The organism is Mycobacterium sp. 663a-19 (genome assembly GCF_035616495.1).
In the GTDB taxonomy this organism is placed as follows: Bacteria; Actinomycetota; Actinomycetes; order Mycobacteriales; family Mycobacteriaceae; genus Mycobacterium.
On the sequence record NZ_JAPJAV010000012.1, the window covers coordinates 13,061 to 34,007 of the forward strand.

The window sequence follows — 20,947 nt, forward strand, 5'->3', positions numbered from 1 at the left end:
GATGTCCGCGGTTGCAGGCATTCCGGGCCTCTCGCAGCTGTTGGCTTGGCCCACCGACCATTTGACCGAGGCGGCCGACCACTGGGAGACCGTCGGCGCGCGAAGCTACGGGGTGGCCAACCAAGTCTGGCGGGACGCGTTGTCGATCGACTGGCAGGGCGACGCCGCGGACTCGCTGCGCACCGCGACCCATGCCGACATGGTGACAACAAGCGCGGCAGCCGACCAGCTGCATGCGGCGGCCAAGGTTGCCCGCAGCGGGGCTTCAGACCTGACTGCGGCTCGATCCCGGGTGCAATACGCAGTCGCGGATGCCCGCACGGCGGGGTTCAACGTAAGTGAAGACCTGTCCGTCACCGATCGCTCCGGCGGCGGGCCGGCCGTCCAGCGGGCCGCCCGACAGGCTCAGGCGCAAACCTTGGCCGGCGACATTCGACAACGTGCCGCGCAACTGGTGGGTCTCGATCAACAAGTCGCCGGCAAAATCACCGCGGCAGTCGCCGGAATCCGCGAAACCTTTCCGCAGAGCCCCGGCCTCGCCGGGCCGCGGAAACCACAGATCCAAGCCGTCGACAACCACTGGAAACAGGACCCAGCACCAAAACCGGCGCCCTACCCCGTCAATGACGTGATCGCCGAGGCCACGGACCTAGACAGCAACCATGTCATCCTGCGGCGCGGTTACTACGACCAGAAAACCCAGCAAGGGTTCGGGTGGGACAAGGCGTACTGGAGGCATCATGTGGTCAACCCCAATGTGTTCAAAGATCTGATCTCCCACAGTCGGCCGATAAGTAATAAGGACGGAACTCTCGTATATGAGGTCCCGATCAACCGTGTGCACTGCACGAGTGGACCGTTGGGATTTCCCGACTGCGAGGACACTGGCGAGAGCGTGACGATGAGGATCGTCGCGAATATCAACGAGGGTCGCGCCGGCATCCCCGACGGGGGACAGAAAGGAGTCATCTCGATGTATCCCCTTGCGGGCGGTAGTGGAGTGGTGGAAGTGGAACCGGGCTGGACATTGTGCCCGCCCTGGGTGAATAAAAATGTGCCCATCAACTGAAGTTCCTGACGCCCAGCGTGAATTCGCGGCAGATGCGTTGCGAAACCTGTTGCGCCACATCGAGGCTGAGAACCACAGAGGACGTGGGCCTTTTCTGGTCTCCCACGCCTGGACCGAGGGACCGATGATGTACCTGGTGTACACGGCGCCGCCTTCGGACAGAACCTGGGGGCTCGCCCGCGACACCAGGCACTCGATCATCGACCCCGGCCCCTGGCCGGACTTGGACGAGGCGGTGCTTTACTACTACCTCATCGATTTCGAAGAGAACCAACCGTCCTCATCATTTCGTCGGCCAAACGAGCGGGACACAATTTGGTGGTTCGGCTTTCCGCGTGAAGGTCTCCCCGAGCGCCCATCAGACATCCCCGAGAAGTATCGGTGCACGCCACCACCGGGAACGTCATCGGTGAAGCACGACCAGGACCAGGATCGGCCTGTTGTCAACGAGCCTCGGCGATACGGAAACCCGTTGTGATGGCATCAGCCCAGGAAAAAGCCCCCGCACGGAGCGGGGGCTTTTTCCTGAGTGACTACCGGTAGTCGCTGTAGCCGTAGTCGTCCAGCGGAACCGCGGCGCCGGTGGCCTGGCCGAAGTCCGGGCTGTAGTACTGATCCTCGTAGGACGGGATCGTGTACGCGGCGGCGCGGGCCTCCTCGGTCGGCTGCACCTGGATGTTGCGGTACCGGTTGATACCGGTACCGGCCGGGATCAGCTTCCCGATGATCACGTTCTCCTTCAGGCCGTTGAGCTTGTCGCTGCGGCAGTTGATCGCCGCATCGGTCAGCACTCGCGTGGTCTCCTGGAACGACGCCGCGGAGAGCCACGAGTCGGTGGCCAGCGACGCCTTCGTGATACCCATCAGCACCGGACGGCCGGCGGCGGGCTCGCCGCCCTCGGCCACCACCCGGCGGTTCTCCGCCTCGAACTCCGCACGGTCGATCAGCGAGCCGGGCAGGAACTCCGTCGAGCCCGAGTCGATGATGGTGACGCGGCGCAGCATCTGGCGGACGATCACCTCGATGTGCTTGTCGTGGATCGACACACCCTGGGCGCGGTAGACCTCCTGGACCTCGCGGACCAGGTGGATCTGCACCTCGCGGGGGCCCTGCACGCGCAGCACCTCGTGCGGGTCGGCCGAGCCCTCCATCAGCTGCTGGCCCACCTCGACGTGGTCGCCGTCGGAAAGCACTCCCTCGGAACCGTCGTCATGCTTGAACACGCGCAGCCGCTGCCGCTTGGACAGCTTGTCGTAGACGACTTCCTCGCCGCCGTCGTCGGGGACGATGGTGATCTTGTAGAAGCGCTCACCCTCCTCGAGACGGACCCGGCCGGTGACGTCCGCGATCGGCGCCTTGCCGCGCGGCACGCGGGCCTCGAACAGCTCCTGCACGCGCGGCAGACCGCCGGTGATGTCCTCACCGACACCACCCTGGTGGAAGGTGCGCATGGTCAGCTGCGTGCCGGGCTCGCCGATGGACTGGGCGGCGACGATGCCGACGGCCTCGCCGATGTCGACCAGCTTGCCGGTGGCCATGGACCGCCCGTAGCAGGTCGCGCAGACGCCGGTGCCGGTGGTGCACGTCAGCACCGAGCGCACCTTGACCTGCGTGATGCCCGCCGCCAGCAGGGCGTCGATCTCCGGGTCGCCCAGGTCCTCGCCGCGCGCGACGACGACGTTGCCCTTCTCGTCGACCGCGTCGGTGCCCAGAGTCCGTGCGTACGCCGAGGTTTCGATGTACGGGTCACGGATCAGCATGCCGTCGGGCTGGCGCTCGGCCAGCTCGACGACGATGCCGCGCTCGGTCTGGCAATCGTGCTCGCGGACGATGACGTCCTGGCTCACGTCCACCAGGCGACGGGTCAGGTACCCGGAGTCGGCGGTGCGCAATGCGGTGTCCGCCAAGCCCTTTCGAGCGCCGTGGGTGTTGATGAAGTACTCCAGCACCGTCAGGCCCTCACGGAACGACGACTTGACCGGACGCGGGATGAACTCACCCTTCGGGTTGGTCACCAGCCCCTTCATGCCGGCCAGCGTCCGGGTCTGGGTGAAGTTACCCGTGGCACCCGAATCGACGATGGTGATGATCGGGTTGTCGGCGGGGTAATGCTCCCGCAGCGCCTGGCCGACCTCGTCGGTGGCTTCCTTCCAGATCTCCACCAGCGCCTCGTTGCGCTCGTCGTGGTTCAAAGCGCCACGCTGGAACTGCTTTTCGACCTTGTCGGCCCGCTCCTCGTACTGGTCGAGGATCTCCTTCTTGCGCGGCGGCACCAGCACGTCGGCCATCGAGACCGTGACACCACTGCGGGTCGCCCAGTAGAAACCGGCGTCCTTGAGCTTGTCTACGGTCTGCGCGACCACGATCATCGGGTAGCGCTCGGCCAGGTCGTTGATGATGGCGGCCTGCACCTTCTTGTGCATCTGCTTGTTCACGAACGCATACCCCAGCGGCAGCAGCTCGTTGAACATCACCCGGCCCAGCGTGGTCTCGGCCATCCAGGCATCGCCCGGCTGCCAGCCGTTGGCGCCGAACAGCTCGGCCTCGAGTTCGACCGGCGGGCGCAGCTGGGTCAGCCGGACCTTGATCTTGGCCCGCACCGAGAGCACCCCCCGGTCGGCCGCCATGATCGCCTCGGCCGGTGAGGAGTACACGCCGATCTCCGGCTTGTCCTTTGCAGCCGGCTGGTATTCGCCGGTGTCGCCCTCGACCTCGGTGGTCAGGTAGTACAGCCCGGTCACCATGTCCAGTCGCGGCATGGCCAGCGGGCGGCCCGACGCGGGCGACAGGATGTTGTTGCTCGACAGCATCAGGATGCGGGCCTCGGCCTGCGCCTCGGCGCTCAGCGGCAGGTGCACGGCCATCTGATCGCCGTCGAAGTCGGCGTTGAACGCCTCACACACCAACGGGTGCAGCTGAATGGCCTTGCCCTCCACCAGCATTGGCTCGAACGCCTGGATGCCCAGCCGGTGCAGGGTGGGGGCGCGGTTCAGCAGCACCGGGTGCTCGGCGATGACCTCTTCGAGGACGTCCCACACCTGGGGACGCTGCCGCTCCACCATCCGCTTGGCGCTCTTGATGTTCTGCGCGTGGTTGAGGTCGACCAGACGCTTCATCACGAACGGCTTGAACAGCTCCAGCGCCATCAGCTTGGGCAGACCGCACTGGTGCAGCTTGAGCTGCGGGCCGACCACGATGACCGAACGGCCGGAGTAGTCGACGCGCTTACCGAGCAGGTTCTGGCGGAACCGGCCCTGCTTGCCCTTGAGCAGATCGCTCAAAGACTTCAGCGGACGGTTACCCGGCCCGGTGACCGGGCGGCCGCGGCGGCCGTTGTCGAACAGCGCGTCCACGGACTCCTGCAGCATCCGCTTCTCGTTGTTGACGATGATCTCGGGGGCACCGAGGTCGATCAGCCTCTTGAGCCGGTTGTTGCGGTTGATCACGCGGCGGTACAGGTCGTTGAGGTCGGACGTGGCGAACCGGCCACCGTCGAGCTGCACCATCGGGCGCAGCTCCGGCGGGATCACCGGGACGGCGTCGAGCACCATGCCCATCGGCGAGTTGCCCGACTGCTGGAACGCGGCCACCACCTTCAAACGCTTCAAGGCGCGAAGCTTCTTCTGCCCCTTGCCGTTTCGGATGACGTCGCGCAGGGAGTCGGCCTCGGCGTCGATGTCGAAGTTCTCGATCAGCTTCTGGATCGACTCCGCGCCCATGGCGCCGGTGAAGTACTCGCCGTAGCGGTCGACGAGCTCGCGGTAGAGGTTCTCGTCGACGATCAGCTGCTTGGGGGCCAGCTTGGTGAAGGTGTTCCAGATGTCCTCCAGCCGGTCCAGCTCGCGCTGGGCCCGGTCGCGGATCTGGCGCATCTCCCGCTCGCCGCCGTCGCGGACCTTGCGCCGCGCGTCGGCCTTGGCGCCCTCGGCCTCCAGCTCGGCCAGGTCGGCCTCCAGCTTCTGCGCGCGGGCCTCGAGCTCGGCGTCGCGCTGGTCCTCAACGCCCTTGCGCTCCACCACCATTTCGGCCTCGAGGGTGGACAGCTCGTTGTGCCGCATCTCCTCGTCGACCGACGTGATCACGTAGGCGGCGAAGTAGATGATCTTCTCGAGGTCCTTCGGCGCCAGGTCCAGCAGGTACCCCAGGCGCGACGGCACGCCCTTGAAGTACCAGATGTGCGTGACCGGCGCGGCCAACTCGATGTGGCCCATCCGCTCGCGGCGCACCTTGGCGCGGGTCACCTCGACGCCGCAGCGCTCACAGATGATGCCCTTGAAGCGCACCCGCTTGTACTTGCCGCAGTAGCACTCCCAGTCGCGAGTCGGTCCGAAGATCTTCTCGCAGAACAGGCCGTCCTTCTCCGGCTTCAGCGTGCGGTAGTTGATCGTCTCCGGCTTCTTGACCTCGCCGTAAGACCATTGCCTGATGTCCTCCGCGGTGGCCAGACCGATACGGAGTTCATCGAAGAAGTTGACGTCGAGCACGTAACTCCCTTTCCCCTTGCGGGTTTAGTAACTGATTAAGCCAGGTCCTCAACAGAGGCGGATTCGTTGCGGGACAGGTTGATTCCGAGATTCGCCGCGGCCCGCTCGAGGTCCTCGTCCTCACCTTCGCGCAGCTCGATCGCCGCGCCGTCGGACGACAGCACCTCGACGTTGAGGCAAAGCGACTGCAGCTCCTTGAGCAGCACCTTGAACGACTCGGGAATACCCGGCTCCGGGATGTTCTCGCCCTTGACGATCGCCTCGTAGACCTTGACCCGGCCAACGGTGTCGTCGGACTTGATCGTCAGCAGCTCCTGCAGCGTGTACGCGGCACCGTAGGCCTGCATGGCCCAGCACTCCATCTCACCGAAGCGCTGGCCACCGAACTGTGCCTTACCACCGAGCGGCTGCTGGGTGATCATCGAGTACGGGCCGGTGGAACGGGCGTGGATCTTGTCGTCCACCAGGTGGTGCAGCTTCATGATGTACATGTAGCCAACCGTCACCGGGTACGGGAACGGCTCACCGCTGCGGCCGTCGAACAGCACCGCTTTGCCGTCGGCATCCACCAACACGTCGTTGTCCCGGTTGGGCAGCGTGGCCGACAACAGCCCCTGCAGCTCGGCCTCCTGGGCGCCGTCGAACACCGGCGTCGACACAATGGCGTTCGGCTCGGCCTCCAGCAGCTCCTTGGGCAGCCGGGACGCCCAGTCGGGATGCCCGTCGACCTTCCACCCGCTGTGCGCGCACCAGCCGAGATGCGTCTCCAGGATCTGGCCGATGTTCATCCGTCGCGGCACACCGTGGGTGTTCAGGATGATGTCCACCGGCGTGCCGTCCGGCAGGAACGGCATGTCCTCCTGCGCCAGGATCTTGCCGATCACGCCCTTGTTGCCGTGCCGGCCGGCGAGCTTGTCGCCGTCGGAGATCTTGCGCTTCTGGGCGACGTAGACGCGGACCAGCTCGTTGACGCCGGCCGGCAGCTCGTCGTCGTCCTCGCGGGAGAACACCCGGATGCCGATCACCTTGCCGGACTCGCCGTGCGGCACCTTCAGCGAGGTGTCGCGAACCTCGCGGGCCTTCTCGCCGAAGATCGCGCGCAGCAGCCGCTCCTCCGGCGTCAGCTCGGTCTCCCCCTTCGGGGTGACCTTGCCGACCAGGATGTCGCCGTCGCGGACCTCGGCGCCGATGCGCACGATGCCGCGCTCGTCGAGGTCGGCCAGCACCTCGTCGGAGACGTTCGGGATGTCCCGGGTGATCTCCTCGGCGCCCAGCTTGGTGTCACGGGCGTCGATCTCGTGCTCCTCGATGTGGATCGAGGTGAGGATGTCCTCCTCGACGAGGCGGTTGGACAGGATGATCGCGTCCTCGTAGTTGTGGCCCTCCCACGGCATGATCGCCACCAGCAGGTTCTTGCCCAGCGCCATCTCACCCTGGTCGGTGCACGGGCCGTCGGCGATCACCTGGCCGGCCTCGACGCGGTCGCCCGCGTCCACGATCGGCGACTGGTTGGCGCAGGTGCCGTGGTTGGAACGGGCGAACTTGCGCATCCGGTAGGTGTGCCGGCTGCCGTCGTCGGCCATCACGGTGATGTAGTCGGCGCTGACTTCCTCGATGACGCCGGACTTCTCGGCGACGACGACGTCGCCGGCGTCGATCGCGGCGCGCAGCTCCATGCCGGTGCCCACCAGCGGCCGTTCGCTGCGCACCAGCGGAACCGCCTGGCGCTGCATGTTGGCGCCCATCAGGGCCCGGTTGGCGTCGTCGTGCTCGAGGAACGGGATCATGGCCGTGGCCACCGAGACCATCTGGCGCGGCGAGACGTCCATGTAGTCCACCTCGGACGAGGACACGTACTCCACCTCGCCCGCCTTGCGGCGGACCAGCACGCGCGCCTCGGTGAACCTGCCGTCGTCGTCGATCGGCGAGTTGGCCTGCGCCACCACGTGGCGGTCCTCCTCGTCGGCGGTCAGGTACTCGATCTCGTCGGTGACCACACCGTCGATCACCTTGCGGTACGGCGTCTCGATGAAGCCGAACGGATTGACCCGCGCGTACACCGACAGCGACCCAATCAGACCGATGTTCGGACCCTCCGGGGTCTCGATCGGGCACATCCGGCCGTAGTGCGACGGGTGCACGTCGCGGACCTCCAGCCCGGCGCGCTCGCGCGACAGACCGCCCGGCCCCAACGCCGACAGCCGGCGCTTGTGGGTCAGACCCGACAGCGGGTTGTTCTGGTCCATGAACTGCGACAGCTGGCTGGTGCCGAAGAACTCCTTGATCGCGGCGACGACGGGCCGGATGTTGATCAAGGTCTGCGGCGTGATCGCCTCGACGTCCTGAGTGGTCATCCGCTCCCGGACGACGCGCTCCATGCGCGACATACCGACCCGGATCTGGTTCTGGATCAGCTCGCCGACGGTGCGCAGCCGGCGGTTGCCGAAGTGGTCGATGTCGTCGGTTTCCACCGGAACCTCGACGCCGCCGGGAACGGTCATCGCGGACTGCCCCTCGTGCAGGCGCACCAGGTACTCGATGGTGGCGACGACGTCTTCCTCGGTCAGCGTCGAGCTCGTGATCGGCTCACCGGCGTGCAGCCCGAGCTTCTTGTTGACCTTGTAACGGCCCACCCGGGCCAGGTCGTAGCGCTTCTCCTTGAAGAACAGGTTCTCCAGCAGCGTCTGCGCGGACTCCTTGGTCGGCGGCTCGCCCGGACGCAGCTTGCGGTAGATGTCCAGCAGCGCCTCGTCGGTGCCGGCGGTGTTGTCCTTCTCCAGCGTCGACATCATGATCTCGGAGAAGCCGAACCGCTCGGTGATCTGCTCGTTGGTCCAGCCCAGCGCCTTGAGCAGCACGGTGACCGGCTGACGGCGCTTGCGGTCGATGCGCACGCCGACGGTGTCGCGCTTGTCGACGTCGAACTCCAGCCAGGCGCCGCGACTGGGGATCACCTTGACGCTGTGCAGCGTCTTCTCGGTGGACTTGTCGATGGTCTCGTCGAAGTACACACCCGGCGAGCGCACCAGCTGGCTGACCACCACGCGCTCGGTGCCGTTGATGATGAACGTGCCCTTCTCGGTCATCATCGGGAAGTCGCCCATGAACACCGTCTGGCTCTTGATCTCACCGGTGTTGTTGTTGATGAACTCGGCCGTGACGAACAGCGGGGCCGCGTACGTCATGTCCTTGTCTTTGCACTCGTCGACGGGGGCTTTGACCTCGTCGAACCGGGGGTCGGAGAACGACAGCGACATCGAGCCGGAGAAATCCTCGATCGGCGACAGCTCGTAGAGCACCTCTTCGAGGCCGCCGACCGGCTTCACGTCTCCGCGCGCGGATGCGGCCTCACGCCAGCGCGGCGAACCGATCAACCACTCGAACGAGTCGGTCTGCACGTCGAGAAGCCCCGGAACCTCGAGCGGCTCGCGGAGCTTGGCGAAGGAAATTCGGTTGGGTGCTCCGGGGACGGAGCTGTTGGCGGAGCTTTGTGGGCGAGAAGAGTCCGTCTTGCTTCGGCGGGAATCTGCCAAGATGCATCCTTCCAGCACCTCGTGCGACTCACGAGAACCGGGGCCACCGGGCCTGTTCGCCGCGAATTGTGTCGGTTAGGCCGGCGAACGATCTGCCCTGATCTCACGCGCAACTGAATAGCTGGGCCGCAGAGGGGGCTCAGGCTAAGACCACGGTGTCAAGTGGCGGGTGAGGTGGGCAGGAAGTAGCCAGCGCAACGTCCAACGATAGCGCAGGCGCGCGCATACATCAACTACCCACCCAGGGAACATCGGCGCTGGCTGGCATCTTGCGTTCCCGTGGGCACATGCTGCCCAACAGACTGGCCCGTTTGAGCCCCGTCGTCAAGAGCAAAGGCGGCAAGTTGCGTGAAGTTAACGGGAAAAATTTCGGGTCCGGGTCCCTCGAGCGCACGCGGAGACGCGGCCCTCCAACCATGCCGGTCGGAGGGGCTCCGTATGTGGTGGTCGCCGGCTAGTCGCCGAACTCGTGCGCCCGGTACTTGTGGGTGCCCTCGAGATCGTCGAGGATCGCCGCCTGGGCGTTCTTGGGCAGCGTGTGCAGGATCTCGCGCACCCGGGCCTGGCGCCGGGCGACCGCCTTGCGCTCCGGCATGCCCGGGGTCGCGGTGATCTGCGGGGGCACGCCCTCGATCTCCTCGACGCCGCCGCCGTGGTGACCCGCGTCGACCATGGCCTGCTCCTCGGCCATGGTGGCCTCGTCCTTTTCCTCCGACATGCCGATCGGCCCGATGCGCCGGCCGTTGAGGAACTGGCGCACCACCGGCTCGTCGCTGGTCAGCAGCACCTCGCGGGGCCCGAACATCACCAGGTGCTTGCGGAACAGCATGCCCATGTTGTCCGGCACGGTGCGGGCGATGTTGATGTTGTGCGTGACGATCAGGATGGTGGCGTCGATCTGGGCGTTGATGTCCAGGATCAGCTGGCTCAGGTAGGCGGTGCGGACCGGGTCCAGACCCGAGTCGGGTTCGTCGCACAGGATGATCTGCGGGTCGAGGACCAACGACCGGGCCAGGCCGGCGCGCTTGCGCATACCGCCGGAGATCTCGCCGGGGAACTTTTTCTCGTCGCCGCCGAGGCCGACCATCTCCAGCTTCTCCATGACGATGTCACGGATCTCGCTTTCCTTCTTCTTGGTGTGCTCGCGCAGCGGGAACGCCGTGTTGTCGTAAAGGTTCATCGACCCGAACAGCGCGCCGTCCTGGAACATAACGCCGAACAACGTGCGGATCTCGTACAGCTCCTTGGCCGAGCATTCGATGATGTCGGTGCCGTCGATCATGATCGAGCCGCGCTCCGGGCGCAGCAGACCGATGAGGGACTTCAGGAACACCGATTTGCCGGTACCCGACGGTCCCAGCAGGACGCTGACCTCCCCGGCGGGGATTTCCAACGTCACGTCTTCCCAGATCCTCGAGGATCCGAACGACTTCGTGAGGCCGTTCACCTCGATAGCGACGCCCATGGGGAATCCTTCCGTCGACGCTGTGCCCGCCACCAGCCCGTTCTTGTGGCTTGAGTCACTGTAGCGCACCGCCGAGGCGCCGCATCAGGGGTTGCACGGCACCTGCGCAAAAAATTACCCATCTCGAGACGCCGCGCTGCCGCGCTGGTCAACACGTGTCTAAGGTCGCGGCTAGCCGGCCGGCGCCCAGTTGCCGTGGAAGCCCATCGGCACCCGCTGCGGCAGGTGCACGGTCGCCACCGACTCGAGGGTCTGGGCATCCAGCAGGATCAGCTGGCCTTCGTCGCGGCCGCGGTGATGGCCGTATCCCATCAGGATGCCGTCGTCTTCGGCTTGGCCCTCGGGGTTGGGCACGAAAGACATCTCACCGATCAAAAGGGCCGGGTCGAGCGCGGCCACCGTGGCCGATCCCGTCGCGTAGTCGTGCTTGTAGAGCGGCGTCTCGAGCTGTGCCCCGCCCGAGGCGAAGAACCCACCTTCGATGCCGACGGCGTAGCCGAACCGGTGCCGCCCGCCCAGCAGGGTCTCGTTGATCCGGGGGAACTCCTGCGAACGGTCGTCACGGCATTCGGTGCCGACCGCGCCGGTCGTCAGGTTGATGGTCCAGCGGTCCAGTGTGGGCTGGCTGTCGCCGGGGCCGCGCCGGTCGCGGTCGAACATCCGCGAGTAGCGCACCACGTCGAGCACCAAAACCTCGGCCCCGTCCCGCATCTCGGAGTAGGCGTTGAGCGGGTGGTAGACGTAGCAGGGTTCGATGTCGAACCAGCGCACGTCCTTGTTGCCGCCCTCGCGGGGCATGACGCCGATGCGGGCAGGGTAGTGCGGGTCCCAGGCGTACGGCAGGACGTCGGAATGCTTCGGGTTGCGGTTCATCATCACCGCGATCGGGCTGGGCACCCGGACGCGTCCGATCAGCGACTGCAGCACCAGCCGGGCCGGCAGCGACAGCCAGCGCGGCATCGACGCGGGCAGCACCTGCACCGGGTCGAACGTCACCGGCAGGTCGTAAATCACCACATACTTGTCGGTCAGCGAGAAGTCGTGCATCATCGGCGACCCCGACACCTCGATGTCGACCGTCCGGCGAGCACGGCCCGCGGTGTCGATCACCGAGTACTGCACCGTTCGCCCGCGGGCGAACGAGTAGGACACCGCGTGCAGCTCGCCGCTGCGCGGATCGCGGTGCGGATGGGCGGTGTAGCCACCGGGCAGGGTGCCGTCGAAGTCGCACGTCCCGACGGTGTCGAGCTCGTCGGTCAGCTCGTAGTTGGCCACCCCGCCCTCGACGAGGGCCAGGGTCTTTCCGGCGTGGCAAAGCACGTTGGTGTTGGCGCCCAGCGACTGCATGCCCGCCCGCGGGTCGAGCCGGCGTGGCGCCGGCTCGCCGAGAGCGGCGCACACCGACGCGCTGCGCACCCAGCGGTTGCGGTACCAGCACGCCTTCCCGTCGCGCAGCGCCACCCCGTGCACCATGCCGTCGCCGGTGAACCAGTGGTAGGCGGCCGGGTCGACCTCCTGGGCCGGGTTCGGCCCGTTGCGCAGATAGCGCCCGTCCAGGTGCTCGGGGACGTGCCCGGTGACCTCGAGGTCGGTCGCGGTCACCTCGGCGGCTACGGGCGCCAGGAAGCCCTCGAGATACGGATTCGCGGTTGTGGCGATTTGCGTAGACGTCACTGCTAAGCTCCTATAACATTGATATTTCAGTGTTATGAGAACCGTACGCGCCCGATGAGAAGATGGCAAGGATGACTTCGGATACCGAGACCAGCGTTCGCGGCGTCCGCGACGAGATGCTGCACGCCGCGGTGAACCTGCTCGACGAGCATGGGCCCGACGCGCTGCAGACCCGCAAGGTGGCCGGCGCCGCGGGGACCTCGACGATGGCCGTCTACACGCATTTCGGTGGGATGCGAGGGCTGATCGCCGCGGTCGCCGAGGAGAGCCTGCGGCAGTTCGACGCCGCGTTGTCGGTGCCGCAGACGGCCGACCCGGTGGCCGACCTGGCGGCCGTCGGACTGGCCTACCGGCGCTACGCGATCGAGCGCCCGCACATGTATCGGCTGATGTTCGGCAGCACCAGCGCCCACGGCATCAACGCTCCGGCCGGCAACATCCTGAAGCTGACCGTTGCCGAGATCGAGCAGGACATCCCCAGCTTCGCGCACGTGGTGCGGGCGGTGCGCCGGTCGATGCTGGCCGGCCGGATCGACGCCGGCGACGACGAGACGGTGGTAGCAATCGCGGCCCAGTTCTGGGCGCTGATGCACGGCTTCGTGTTGCTCGAACTGGCCGGCTTCTACGGCGACGAGGGCGCGGCGGTCGGGCCGGTGCTCGGCTCGATGTTCACGAATCTGTTTGTCGCCCTGGGAGATTCGCCCGAGCGGATACGGCAGTCGTTCCGCGCGGCGTTCGGTGAGCAGACGTAAAAGCCCCCGAACACTCGGTGTGTCGGGGGCTTTTACGTCTGCTCGGCAGAACTACTTGACGGTGACGGTGGCGCCGGCGGCCTCGAGCTTGGTCTTGGCCTCGTCGGCGGCCTCCTTGGCGACCTTCTCCAGCAGCGGCTTGGGCGCGCCGTCGACGAGATCCTTGGCCTCCTTGAGGCCCAGGCCGGAGACGATCTCGCGGACAACCTTGATGACGCCGATCTTCTTGTCGCCGGCGGCCTCGAGGATGACGTCGAACTCGGACTGCTCCTCGGCGGCCTCGGCCGGTGCGCCACCGGCGGCGGGACCGCCGGCCGCGGCGACCGCGACCGGGGCGGCCGCGGTGACCTCGAAGGTCTCCTCGAACTTCTTGACGAAGTCGGAGAGCTCCAGCAGGGTCATCTCCTTGAACGCGTCGAGCAGGTCGTCGGTGGACATCTTTGCCATGGTGTGGGTCCTTCCTGGTTTGGGTTTGGGTTACTCGGCCTCGGTGGCTGTCTCGGTGGGTGTTTCGGCCGCGGGCTCGGGTGTTTCGGCAGCGGGTTCGGTGGGTGTTTCGGCGACGGGCTCGGCGGCCGGTTCGGGCGTTTCGGCGGCCGGTTCGGCGGCAGCGGCGCCGGGTTCGGCGGCCTTCTTCTCCTGCAGCGCGGCCGCAAGCCGGGCCACCTGCGAAGCCGGGGCGCTGAACAGGCCTGCCGCCTTGGCCAGGTTGCCCTTCATCGCGCCGGCCAGCTTGGCCAGCAGCACCTCGCGGGATTCCAGGTCGGCGATGCGCTCGACCTCGGCGACCGTCAACGGGTGGCCGTCCATGTAGCCGCCCTTGATGACCAGCGCCTTGTTGTCCTTGGCGAAGGTCTTGATGGCCTTGGCGGCGTCGACCGCCTCACCGGTGACGAACGCGATGGCCGTCGGGCCGACGAACAGTTCGTCGAGGCCCTCGATCCCGGCTTGCGCGGCGGCGCGCTTGATCAGCGTGTTCTTGGCCACCGCGTAGGTGGCCGACCCCGCCAGCGACCGCCGCAGCTCGGCCAGGTTGGCCACCGTCAAACCGCGGTATTCGGTGATCAGGGTGGCCGTCGAGCCGGTGAATTGCTCGGCGATGTCTGCAACGGCGGTGGCCTTGTCCGCCTTCGCCATGCATGCCTCCTCGGTTGGACGTCTGTTGTCTGCGATCACCCAGGAACGACGAACGCCCCGGCGCAGGAAGCGGCCGGGGCGTGAAACACGCCGGCGCGCGCCGGCGCTGATGCCTCGTCCTCCTGCGTGGGCCGCCGGGACATGCCCGGACCTTCAACCGATTGCTCGGTGACCGACGGTCTTCGGTGGATCGGCAACCACCATAGCCTGACCACCGGCGATCAGCCAAAACGACGCAAACGGCTTCAGGTGACGCCGACGGCCAGCACCGCGAAGAGCACCACCAGCAACCCCACCCGCACCCGGTGCAAGCGGTCCCACCGGGCGGCGAGCTCCCGCGAGACCTCACCGGTGGCGGGCCACTTCGCGATGCGGTTGTTGATCGGCACCAGCATGGTGACCGTCAGCAGCACCACGGCGGCCAGCAGGCCCCCTGCGATGCCACACAGCCAGGTGCGGTAGCCGCCGCCCGCGCGGACGGCGACCACCGCGATGAGCAGCAGCGAGGCGGAATACCAGAACGGCATCACCGCGCCCAGGACCCGGGCCGCCCCGGCGCGGACCGCGCGGAAGGCATCGTCGGGCAGCCGGTCGAACAGCGGGTTGAAGAAGACCGCGACCGCCAGCTCCACGCCCACCATCGGCCCGGCGATCACAACGGCGACTGCATCGGTGATGTCGTTCATGACAATGACCCTGGCTGTTATGCTGACAAATAGCAAGGTACTGACAAATTAGTCAGCAAGTCTGCGGGCCCGGGAGCTGCGATGGCAGTGTCGAAAAAAGAAATCAGTGACTGCCCGATCGATGCCGCGCTGTCGGTGATCGATGGCCGCTGGAAGGGCACCATCCTCTGGCGGCTGTGCGACGGGCCGATGCGGACCGCGCAGCTGAGGCGCAGCATCCCCGGCATCACCGAACGCATGCTCATCCGGCATCTGCACGAACTGGTCGACGACGGGATCATCGAGCGCCACGACGCCCGCACGGTGCCGCCGTGTGTGCACTACTCGATTTCCGAATACGGGATGACGCTGGCCCCGGTCCTGGCCGGGTTGTGCGAGTGGGGACGAAAGCACATGCAGCGCAACGGGATTGGGGTCACGCCGGGGGCAGGCTGAGTCCGGCGAGCCGGGCCGCACCGACCAGGCCGGCCTCGCCGCCGAGCTCGGCCGGCACCACCCGCAGGCCCGCGAGGAAGTCCAGCCCGGCGTAGTCGGCCAGCGCGGCGCGCAGCGGGTCGAAAAGCAGGGGACCGGATTTCGCCACGCCTCCCCCGATGACGACGAGGTCGAGGTCGCAGACCGCGCCCACGGAGGCGATCATCGCCGCGAGCGCGTTGGCCGCGCGGTGAAACGCCCGCAGCGCCAATGCATCCCCGCGCGCCGCCGCGGCCGCCAGCTGCGTGGCGCCGGCGTCGGGCGGCGCCGACCAGCCGTTGGCTCGGGCCCAGCGCACGAGCGACGGGCCGGCCGCGACGGTCTCGACGCAGCCGCGCCCGCCACACGAGCACGGCAGGCCATCGCGTTCGACCACGACGTGACCGACGTGACCGGCGTTGCCGGTGCGCCCGGTGTAGGGGGCGCCGTCGAGCACCAATCCGCCGCCCACGCCGGTGGACACCACCATGCCCAGCAGGAAGCGGGCGTCCCGCCCGGCGCCGCGCCAGTGCTCGCCCAGGGCCATGCACACGCCGTCGCCGCCGAGCCGCACGGGCACGCCGGGCACCGCCGCGGCGACGCGGTCGCGCAGCGGGAAGTCGCGCCAGGACCCGATGTTGATCGGGCTGACGCAGCCGGTGCGCAGGTCGATGGGGCCGGCCGAGGCGATCCCCACCGCGGCGACCGGACCCGGGGCGGCGCCCACGGCGTCGGCGATCGACGCGGCGACGGCGGCCCAGACGTCCTCGGCGGAAGCCCGCGGCGGGGTGGGCCGGGTGGTGGTGTGCACCAGCGCGCCGCCGGGGTCGGCCAGGGCGGCGGCGATCTTGGTGCCGCCGATGTCCAGGCAGAGCGTGAGCGCGGCCATCAGTGCCGGTGGGTGTTGTCGGGCTGGTGGGGATCGCCGGGATGCTCGTAGCCGGGAGCCAGCCGGACCAGCTCCGCGGTGCGCGCATCCAGCCACACGCGGAAGGCGCGCCGGCGCGCGGCGCCCCGCAGGTGCTCGGCGATCGCGGTGCGCACCTCGGTCAGCGGCGGCGCGACCGGCGACGGGGCGCGCCAGCCGTCACGGCCCGGGCGCGGTGCGGCGAACCGCAGCGGGTTGCGGGCGTGGTAGTCGGCCACGTCTTCGTCGGTGACCCGGACCGTCGCGGTGACGTCGGCGAACAGCGCCCGCGCGCCCGGATCGGCCAGCACGGCCGCGGCCACGCTGCCGATCTCCAGCCGGGTGGTGACGTCGGGCAGCAGCTCGGCCTCGGTCGGGGCGTCCCGCGCGTTCAGCCCCCGCGCGGCCACCTCGACGGCGACCACGCGTTCGGTCACGATCAGCTGGGTGAGCCAGCGTCGCAGCTGCCGCCCCTCGCTGGTGCCGCCGGTCGGCAGCGCCGCCGCGCGCGCACCGCTGCGCAGCCGCGCCTCCCGGGCGTCGACCTCGTCGACGCCGACCGGGGTGCCGGCGACGGTCGCGACCATTTGGGCGCTCATGTCACGGTCACCTTCACCGCCGGTGAGTAGACCAGCCGGCCGGCGCAGCCGACCCGGACCAGTGCCCACCACTGGCCGGGCTCCAGCCACGCGGGCGGGGTGACGGCGAAGCCGAGCTCGGCCGTGCCGAGCGCGGGCAGCACCGCGCCCAGCGCCGGCGGGCCGATCCACTCCCAGGTGCCCCACGGGCTGATCAGGTGCGCCTCCAGCGCCAGGTCGGCGCGGGCGCGGGTGCCGACCGTGACGACCAGCCGGGCCGTCTCGCCGGCGCGCAGCGCGACGTCGGCGGGCCCGTCGACCAGGTAGAGCAGGTCGCCGAGGTCGGCCCCGTCCCCAGCGACGGCCACCACGCCCACGTCCTCGACCACCTGGCGCCACGCGGTCGGCAGCGAATCCCCGGCGAGGCGCAGCTGGGCCCGGATCGGGTAGAGCCCGGGTTCCGCGCCCGCGGGAATCGCCACCTCGGCGTCGATCTCGTGATACTCGCCTGGGCAGAGAGCGAACGGCTGCTCGGCGGGCGTTGCCGACCAGCCTTGCGGGCACACCACTTTCACCGCGCCCCGCAGCGCGGCATCGCTGCAGTCGCTGGACGCGGTGAGCCGGAACACGGCCCTGCCGCCCGGCCGCGCGGTGACCAGGCGCGGGTGCAGGTGCGCGACCGCCGGCAACCCGCCGAGCGGCGCGGGCCCGCGATTGTGCAGCCAATAGCGCGCGTAAAGCGGCTGGGCGGCCTCGGCGTGCGGGGCCAGCGGGCCGGCCCGGCCGCCGGAAATCACCCGCGGCATGTCGAGCCGCGCCAGCACGGTGGCGACCTGGTAGCCGCGCAGCTCGATCGATCGTTTTCGTCGCCGCCCCCGCGGGGTTTCCAGCAGGTCGGCAGGCTCGAGCGCGCCTACGTCGCCCAGCGCCGAGCCGATGCCGACGCGGGCGGTCCCCCCGCCGGTTTCGACCAGCCGCAGGGCCACCGCGCCGGGGTCGACCGGCGCGGCGCTGCCGGCGGTCAGCGGGTTGCCGGCCGCCTTGAGCGCACCCAGGTGCACCGAGCCGGCGGGGTCGAGGTGCAGCAGCGACCCGGCCGGGGCCAGCCCGCCCCGCCGCCGGCCCGGAACGACGGCGAGCAGCGGGTGGGAGAACTGCGCGCTGCGGGCCGCGATCCCGGCGCGCCGCCAGTCGCCGTCGCCGCAGACCAGCGCGTAGTCGAAGGTGTGGGTCCAGTGCTGCAGCTGGAAGTTCGAGCCGTCGGGCGCGGTGCGGCGGGGCTCGTCGATCCAGACGCCGGACGGCCAGCCGGTGCACGAGCGCATCAGCGCGGTGTGCAGCGTGCCTTCGGTGTCGACGGCGAAGCTCGGCACGCCGCGGTTGAGCACCGCGACGGTGCGGGGCTCGAAGGGCTCCATCGCCGCCGGGGCGCGCTGGTTCACGACGATCTCGGCGTCCCCGAGATCGCTTGCCACCGAGGCGATCTCGTCGCACAGGCTGTCGTCGTCGGAGCCCGCGATCACCAGCACCGGCAGCGCCCGCACCCCGCGCAGGTCCGCGCCGGGCACCCAGGCCGCGGCCAACGGCGTCGCGGCGGGCACCCAGACCCGCGCCCGGCCCGTCGCGGCCAGCTGCCGTTCCAGTTCGGCGGTGTAGTCGGGGTCCGCCTCGGCCAGCACGGCCTTGGTGAACGCGTTGCGGTCGGGCCCGCCCAGCGCGAGCCGCGCGTCGGGCAGGTTGGAGTCGACGTCGAGGTGGCCGTAGCGCGCCTGGTCGGCGCCGCTGCAGGTGGCCGTGACGCCGGCGCGGACCAGCGCGACCATCAGCTCGCGGGCCAGCGGTCCGGACGTCGTTTCGCCCGGCGAGACCACCTCGGCCACCGACACCGCGCGCACGGCGGAATCCGAGACCCGGACCCGGGCCGCCGACGAAAGCCCGAACCAGCCGTAGGCCGGGTTGTCCAGCGTCCACAGGTGCCGCGCGGTGTCCACCGATTGCGACCCGTCGTGCAGCAGCGCGAAACCCCGCCCGATGACGGCGTCGCCCACCTCGCTGACCGGCATGGCGCCCGGCACCGGACACGGCCAGCGCAGCCGCACCAACCGGTCCGCCCCGGTGAACTCGTCGATGGTGGTGCGGCAGTCCACCCGCGCCACGCCGCGCCACAGGGTGATGGTCTGGGTGTAGCGCAGCAGGGTGCCGACGCCGCCGCGCACCACGAGTCGCTGCCCCAGCGGGCCGCGGTAGGCCTGCACCCGGGCGGGCGCCTCCGACGAGCACACCACCGGCCCCTTGGGCAGCAGGTGCCACGGGCCCTCGCCCTGCGTGGGGTGCGCCGGGTATTCCTCGTAGACGGCGAGCTCGTTGCCGACCCGGGCGGTCGCGATCAGCTGACGGCCGTCCCGAATCAGGGAGGACACCGCCCCGCCGCGGGCCGGGTCGACCGTCAGCCGGTAGTGCTCGTTGGCGATTTCCAACCCCGGCGCCGGTTCCCAGCCCGCCGCTTCGCCCGCCGGGACCAGCCGGTAGGCCCGCCACCCCAGCGAGGGCACGTCGCCGGCCAGCCAGGTGACCGACCGGCCGTCGTGCTCGACATGTGCGGGCAGTTCGGCGCCGTCGGAATCCAGCACGCGCACCCCCGCGCCGATCGGCGGGTCGAGCCGGGCGGTGACGATGTCGGTGCGCCGCTGCGTCAGCGGATTCCACACCACGACCGAATGCCCTTGGGCGCCTGGAAGATTCACGGCACCGGACAGCAACGCCAGCGCGTTGTCGCGGCCGGCGCGGCCCAGCTCCCACGCGTCACGCCAGCCGGTCAGCAGGTCGAGGTACACCTGGTCGGATTCCGAGCCGGTGATGGCGTCGTGGTGCGCGCCGTAGGCCAGCTGCACCCACGCCTTGGCCAGGGCGGCCTGCGGGTACTCGGCGCCGGTCGTCAGCGCGGCGAACACCGCGAAGCGCTCGGCGCCCAGGACGGCGTTTTCGGCGGCCCGGTTGGCCTGCTTGGTGTCGATGTAGGAGACGTCCTTGCCGGTGTAGATCGGGTTCATGTCGCGGGTCTGCGGCGACGCGGCGTGGCCGCGCGCGGCGAGTTCGGCCCGCACCGCGGCGAAGAACTCCCGCGGCAGCGCGCACACGAACCGCGGCCAGGTGTAGCGCCGGGCCCAGTCGCGATGGATCGCGGTGACCCACTTGTTCGGCGGGGTGTAGTCGGTGCCGACCGGCAGCAGCACGTTGCGCGTCAGCGCGACCTTCTTCAGCTGGGCGAACAGCGCGTAGGTGGCGTCCTCGGCCTCGGCGAGCGAGGCCGACGAATCCATCCCCCAGCCGGCCCCGTAGTGGGCCGGCATGTAGTGGGTCAGCAGGCCGCGGCCCGACGGCGCGATCCACTCGAACTCGCTGCAGAACTGCATCGCCTCGACGTTGCCGCCCGGGCCCCACTGGTGGTGTGGCCCCCGGGCCCACGAGCTCGACGTCAGCCCGGCGTCGGCGGCCATCCCGGGGAATTGCGGGTCGTGGCCGAACACGTCGAGCTGCCAGGCCGTGGCCGGGTCGGCGCCGACCACGTCGCGCTGAAAACCGATGCCGTGCACCAGGTTTCGGATGGTGGTTTCCGGGCCGGTGAGGTTGGTGTTGGGTTCGTTGTACGTGCCACCCATGACCTCGACGCGGCCCTCGGCCAGGAACCGGCGGAGGTCGGCGCGGTCCTCGGGGTGGGTGTCCCAGTACGGCTTGAGGTAGTCGACCTCGGCCAGCACGAACTTGTATTCGGGCTCGCGGCGGGCCATCTCCAGGTGCGCGTGGACCAGCTCGAAGCCGTTGGTCTGCCGTCCGGGCGGGTCCGCGACCCACTCGCTGGTGTAGGCGCCCTGGGTGTTCCACCACACCGGGTCGTAGTGGAAATGGCTGACCATGTACATCGTCCAGCCGGGCTCGGCCACGACGAACTCGAACGGCGTGCCCGCCCGCCCGGCGCGCACCCGCGCGGCGCGGCGCTGGCCGACGACCGGACGGTCAACCGTGACGGGGACCTCGACGATCTCGTCGCCGGGCCGGGCGACCGCCTCCCCCGCCAGGCCGTCGCCGTCGATGCGGATCGGCGTCGCCCCGGCCACGCGGACCAGGGCGACACGGGCCAGCTGCGACGGGGAGTCCGGCGGCCCGACGAAAAGCTCCGTCGACTCCGCCGAAACCACCTGCATTGCCCGC

The 20,947-nt window shown here is 69.0% G+C and carries 13 protein-coding genes; 3 read left to right on the plus strand and 10 right to left on the minus strand.

The genetic code is table 11. The features are described from left to right. The first annotated feature begins 1 nt into the window (after window position 1). On the plus strand, window positions 2–1,069 hold the full coding sequence (locus tag OQ968_RS19885; RefSeq protein ID WP_324680992.1) for a hypothetical protein: 1,068 nt from the start codon (window positions 2–4) through the stop codon (window positions 1,067–1,069). Window positions 1,070–1,602: 533 nt separating this feature from the next. Here OQ968_RS19885 and OQ968_RS19890 read toward each other — a convergent pair. The 4 genes from OQ968_RS19890 to OQ968_RS19905 all read right to left on the minus strand — a co-directional run bounded on the left by OQ968_RS19890 (window position 1,603) and on the right by OQ968_RS19905 (window position 12,225). Continuing rightward, window positions 1,603–5,553, minus strand: a complete 3,951-nt coding sequence (locus OQ968_RS19890) for a DNA-directed RNA polymerase subunit beta' (protein ID WP_324680993.1) — start codon at window positions 5,551–5,553, stop codon at window positions 1,603–1,605. A 35-nt stretch (window positions 5,554–5,588) separates the two neighbouring features. Continuing rightward, entirely contained in the window at window positions 5,589–9,086 is a 3,498-nt protein-coding gene (locus OQ968_RS19895; RefSeq protein WP_324680994.1) for a DNA-directed RNA polymerase subunit beta, read from the minus strand. 454 nt (window positions 9,087–9,540) lie between these two features. Beyond that, window positions 9,541–10,551 (minus strand): ABC transporter ATP-binding protein, encoded by a 1,011-nt coding sequence (locus tag OQ968_RS19900; RefSeq protein ID WP_324680995.1) that lies wholly within the window; start codon window positions 10,549–10,551, stop codon window positions 9,541–9,543. Between the two features lie 171 nt (window positions 10,552–10,722). After that, window positions 10,723–12,225, minus strand: a complete 1,503-nt coding sequence (locus tag OQ968_RS19905) for a carotenoid oxygenase family protein (RefSeq protein WP_324680996.1) — start codon at window positions 12,223–12,225, stop codon at window positions 10,723–10,725. 62 nt (window positions 12,226–12,287) lie between these two features. On the opposite strand from OQ968_RS19905, the gene OQ968_RS19910 reads away from it, so the two are divergent. Continuing rightward, a complete protein-coding gene (locus OQ968_RS19910; protein ID WP_324680997.1) occupies window positions 12,288–12,977 on the plus strand; it encodes a TetR/AcrR family transcriptional regulator in 690 nt (229 codons plus the stop codon). A gap of 51 nt (window positions 12,978–13,028) precedes the next feature. Here the strand turns inward: OQ968_RS19910 and rplL are convergent, their stop codons facing one another. The 3 genes from rplL to OQ968_RS19925 all read right to left on the minus strand — a co-directional run bounded on the left by rplL (window position 13,029) and on the right by OQ968_RS19925 (window position 14,800). Further along, window positions 13,029–13,424, minus strand: a complete 396-nt coding sequence (gene rplL, locus OQ968_RS19915; protein ID WP_067324242.1) for a 50S ribosomal protein L7/L12 — start codon at window positions 13,422–13,424, stop codon at window positions 13,029–13,031. A gap of 30 nt (window positions 13,425–13,454) precedes the next feature. Next, the gene (gene rplJ, locus OQ968_RS19920; protein WP_324680998.1) at window positions 13,455–14,114 is read right to left on the minus strand and encodes a 50S ribosomal protein L10; all 660 of its coding nucleotides are present in this window, start codon (window positions 14,112–14,114) and stop codon (window positions 13,455–13,457) included. 245 nt (window positions 14,115–14,359) lie between these two features. Continuing rightward, on the minus strand, window positions 14,360–14,800 hold the full coding sequence (locus tag OQ968_RS19925) for a DUF1772 domain-containing protein (RefSeq protein ID WP_324680999.1): 441 nt from the start codon (window positions 14,798–14,800) through the stop codon (window positions 14,360–14,362). 81 nt (window positions 14,801–14,881) lie between these two features. Here OQ968_RS19925 and OQ968_RS19930 point away from each other — a divergent pair, with 81 nt between their 5' ends. Then, a complete protein-coding gene (locus OQ968_RS19930; RefSeq protein ID WP_324681000.1) occupies window positions 14,882–15,235 on the plus strand; it encodes a helix-turn-helix domain-containing protein in 354 nt (117 codons plus the stop codon). Here the strand turns inward: OQ968_RS19930 and OQ968_RS19935 are convergent. From OQ968_RS19935 to OQ968_RS19945, 3 genes are read right to left on the minus strand one after another with little or no spacing between them, the layout of a single operon-like run. Next, the gene (locus tag OQ968_RS19935; RefSeq protein ID WP_324681001.1) at window positions 15,216–16,142 is read right to left on the minus strand and encodes an ROK family protein; all 927 of its coding nucleotides are present in this window, start codon (window positions 16,140–16,142) and stop codon (window positions 15,216–15,218) included. The genes OQ968_RS19930 and OQ968_RS19935 overlap by 20 nt on opposite strands. Further along, window positions 16,142–16,759: a DUF7158 domain-containing protein gene (locus tag OQ968_RS19940; protein ID WP_324681002.1), complete on the minus strand. Its 618-nt coding sequence runs from the start codon at window positions 16,757–16,759 to the stop codon at window positions 16,142–16,144. Before OQ968_RS19940 ends, OQ968_RS19935 begins: the two co-directional genes overlap by 1 nt. Further along, window positions 16,756–20,940 (minus strand): NEW3 domain-containing protein, encoded by a 4,185-nt coding sequence (locus tag OQ968_RS19945; protein ID WP_324681003.1) that lies wholly within the window; start codon window positions 20,938–20,940, stop codon window positions 16,756–16,758. The genes OQ968_RS19940 and OQ968_RS19945 overlap by 4 nt, the downstream gene beginning before the upstream one ends. Between the last annotated feature and the right edge of the window lie 7 nt (window positions 20,941–20,947).

Coding starts and splice junctions, on each gene's coding strand:
- OQ968_RS19930 (WP_324681000.1), top strand. CDS start 14,882: ATGGCAGTGTCGAAAAAAGAAATCAGTGACTGCCCGATCGATGCCGCG.
- OQ968_RS19940 (WP_324681002.1), bottom strand. CDS start 16,759: ATGAGCGCCCAAATGGTCGCGACCGTCGCCGGCACCCCGGTCGGCGTC.
- rplJ (WP_324680998.1), bottom strand. CDS start 14,114: ATGGCGAAGGCGGACAAGGCCACCGCCGTTGCAGACATCGCCGAGCAA.
- OQ968_RS19925 (WP_324680999.1), bottom strand. CDS start 14,800: ATGAACGACATCACCGATGCAGTCGCCGTTGTGATCGCCGGGCCGATG.
- OQ968_RS19945 (WP_324681003.1), bottom strand. CDS start 20,940: ATGCAGGTGGTTTCGGCGGAGTCGACGGAGCTTTTCGTCGGGCCGCCG.
- OQ968_RS19935 (WP_324681001.1), bottom strand. CDS start 16,142: ATGGCCGCGCTCACGCTCTGCCTGGACATCGGCGGCACCAAGATCGCC.
- OQ968_RS19900 (WP_324680995.1), bottom strand. CDS start 10,551: ATGGGCGTCGCTATCGAGGTGAACGGCCTCACGAAGTCGTTCGGATCC.
- rplL (WP_067324242.1), bottom strand. CDS start 13,424: ATGGCAAAGATGTCCACCGACGACCTGCTCGACGCGTTCAAGGAGATG.
- OQ968_RS19885 (WP_324680992.1), top strand. CDS start 2: ATGTCCGCGGTTGCAGGCATTCCGGGCCTCTCGCAGCTGTTGGCTTGG.
- OQ968_RS19910 (WP_324680997.1), top strand. CDS start 12,288: ATGGCAAGGATGACTTCGGATACCGAGACCAGCGTTCGCGGCGTCCGC.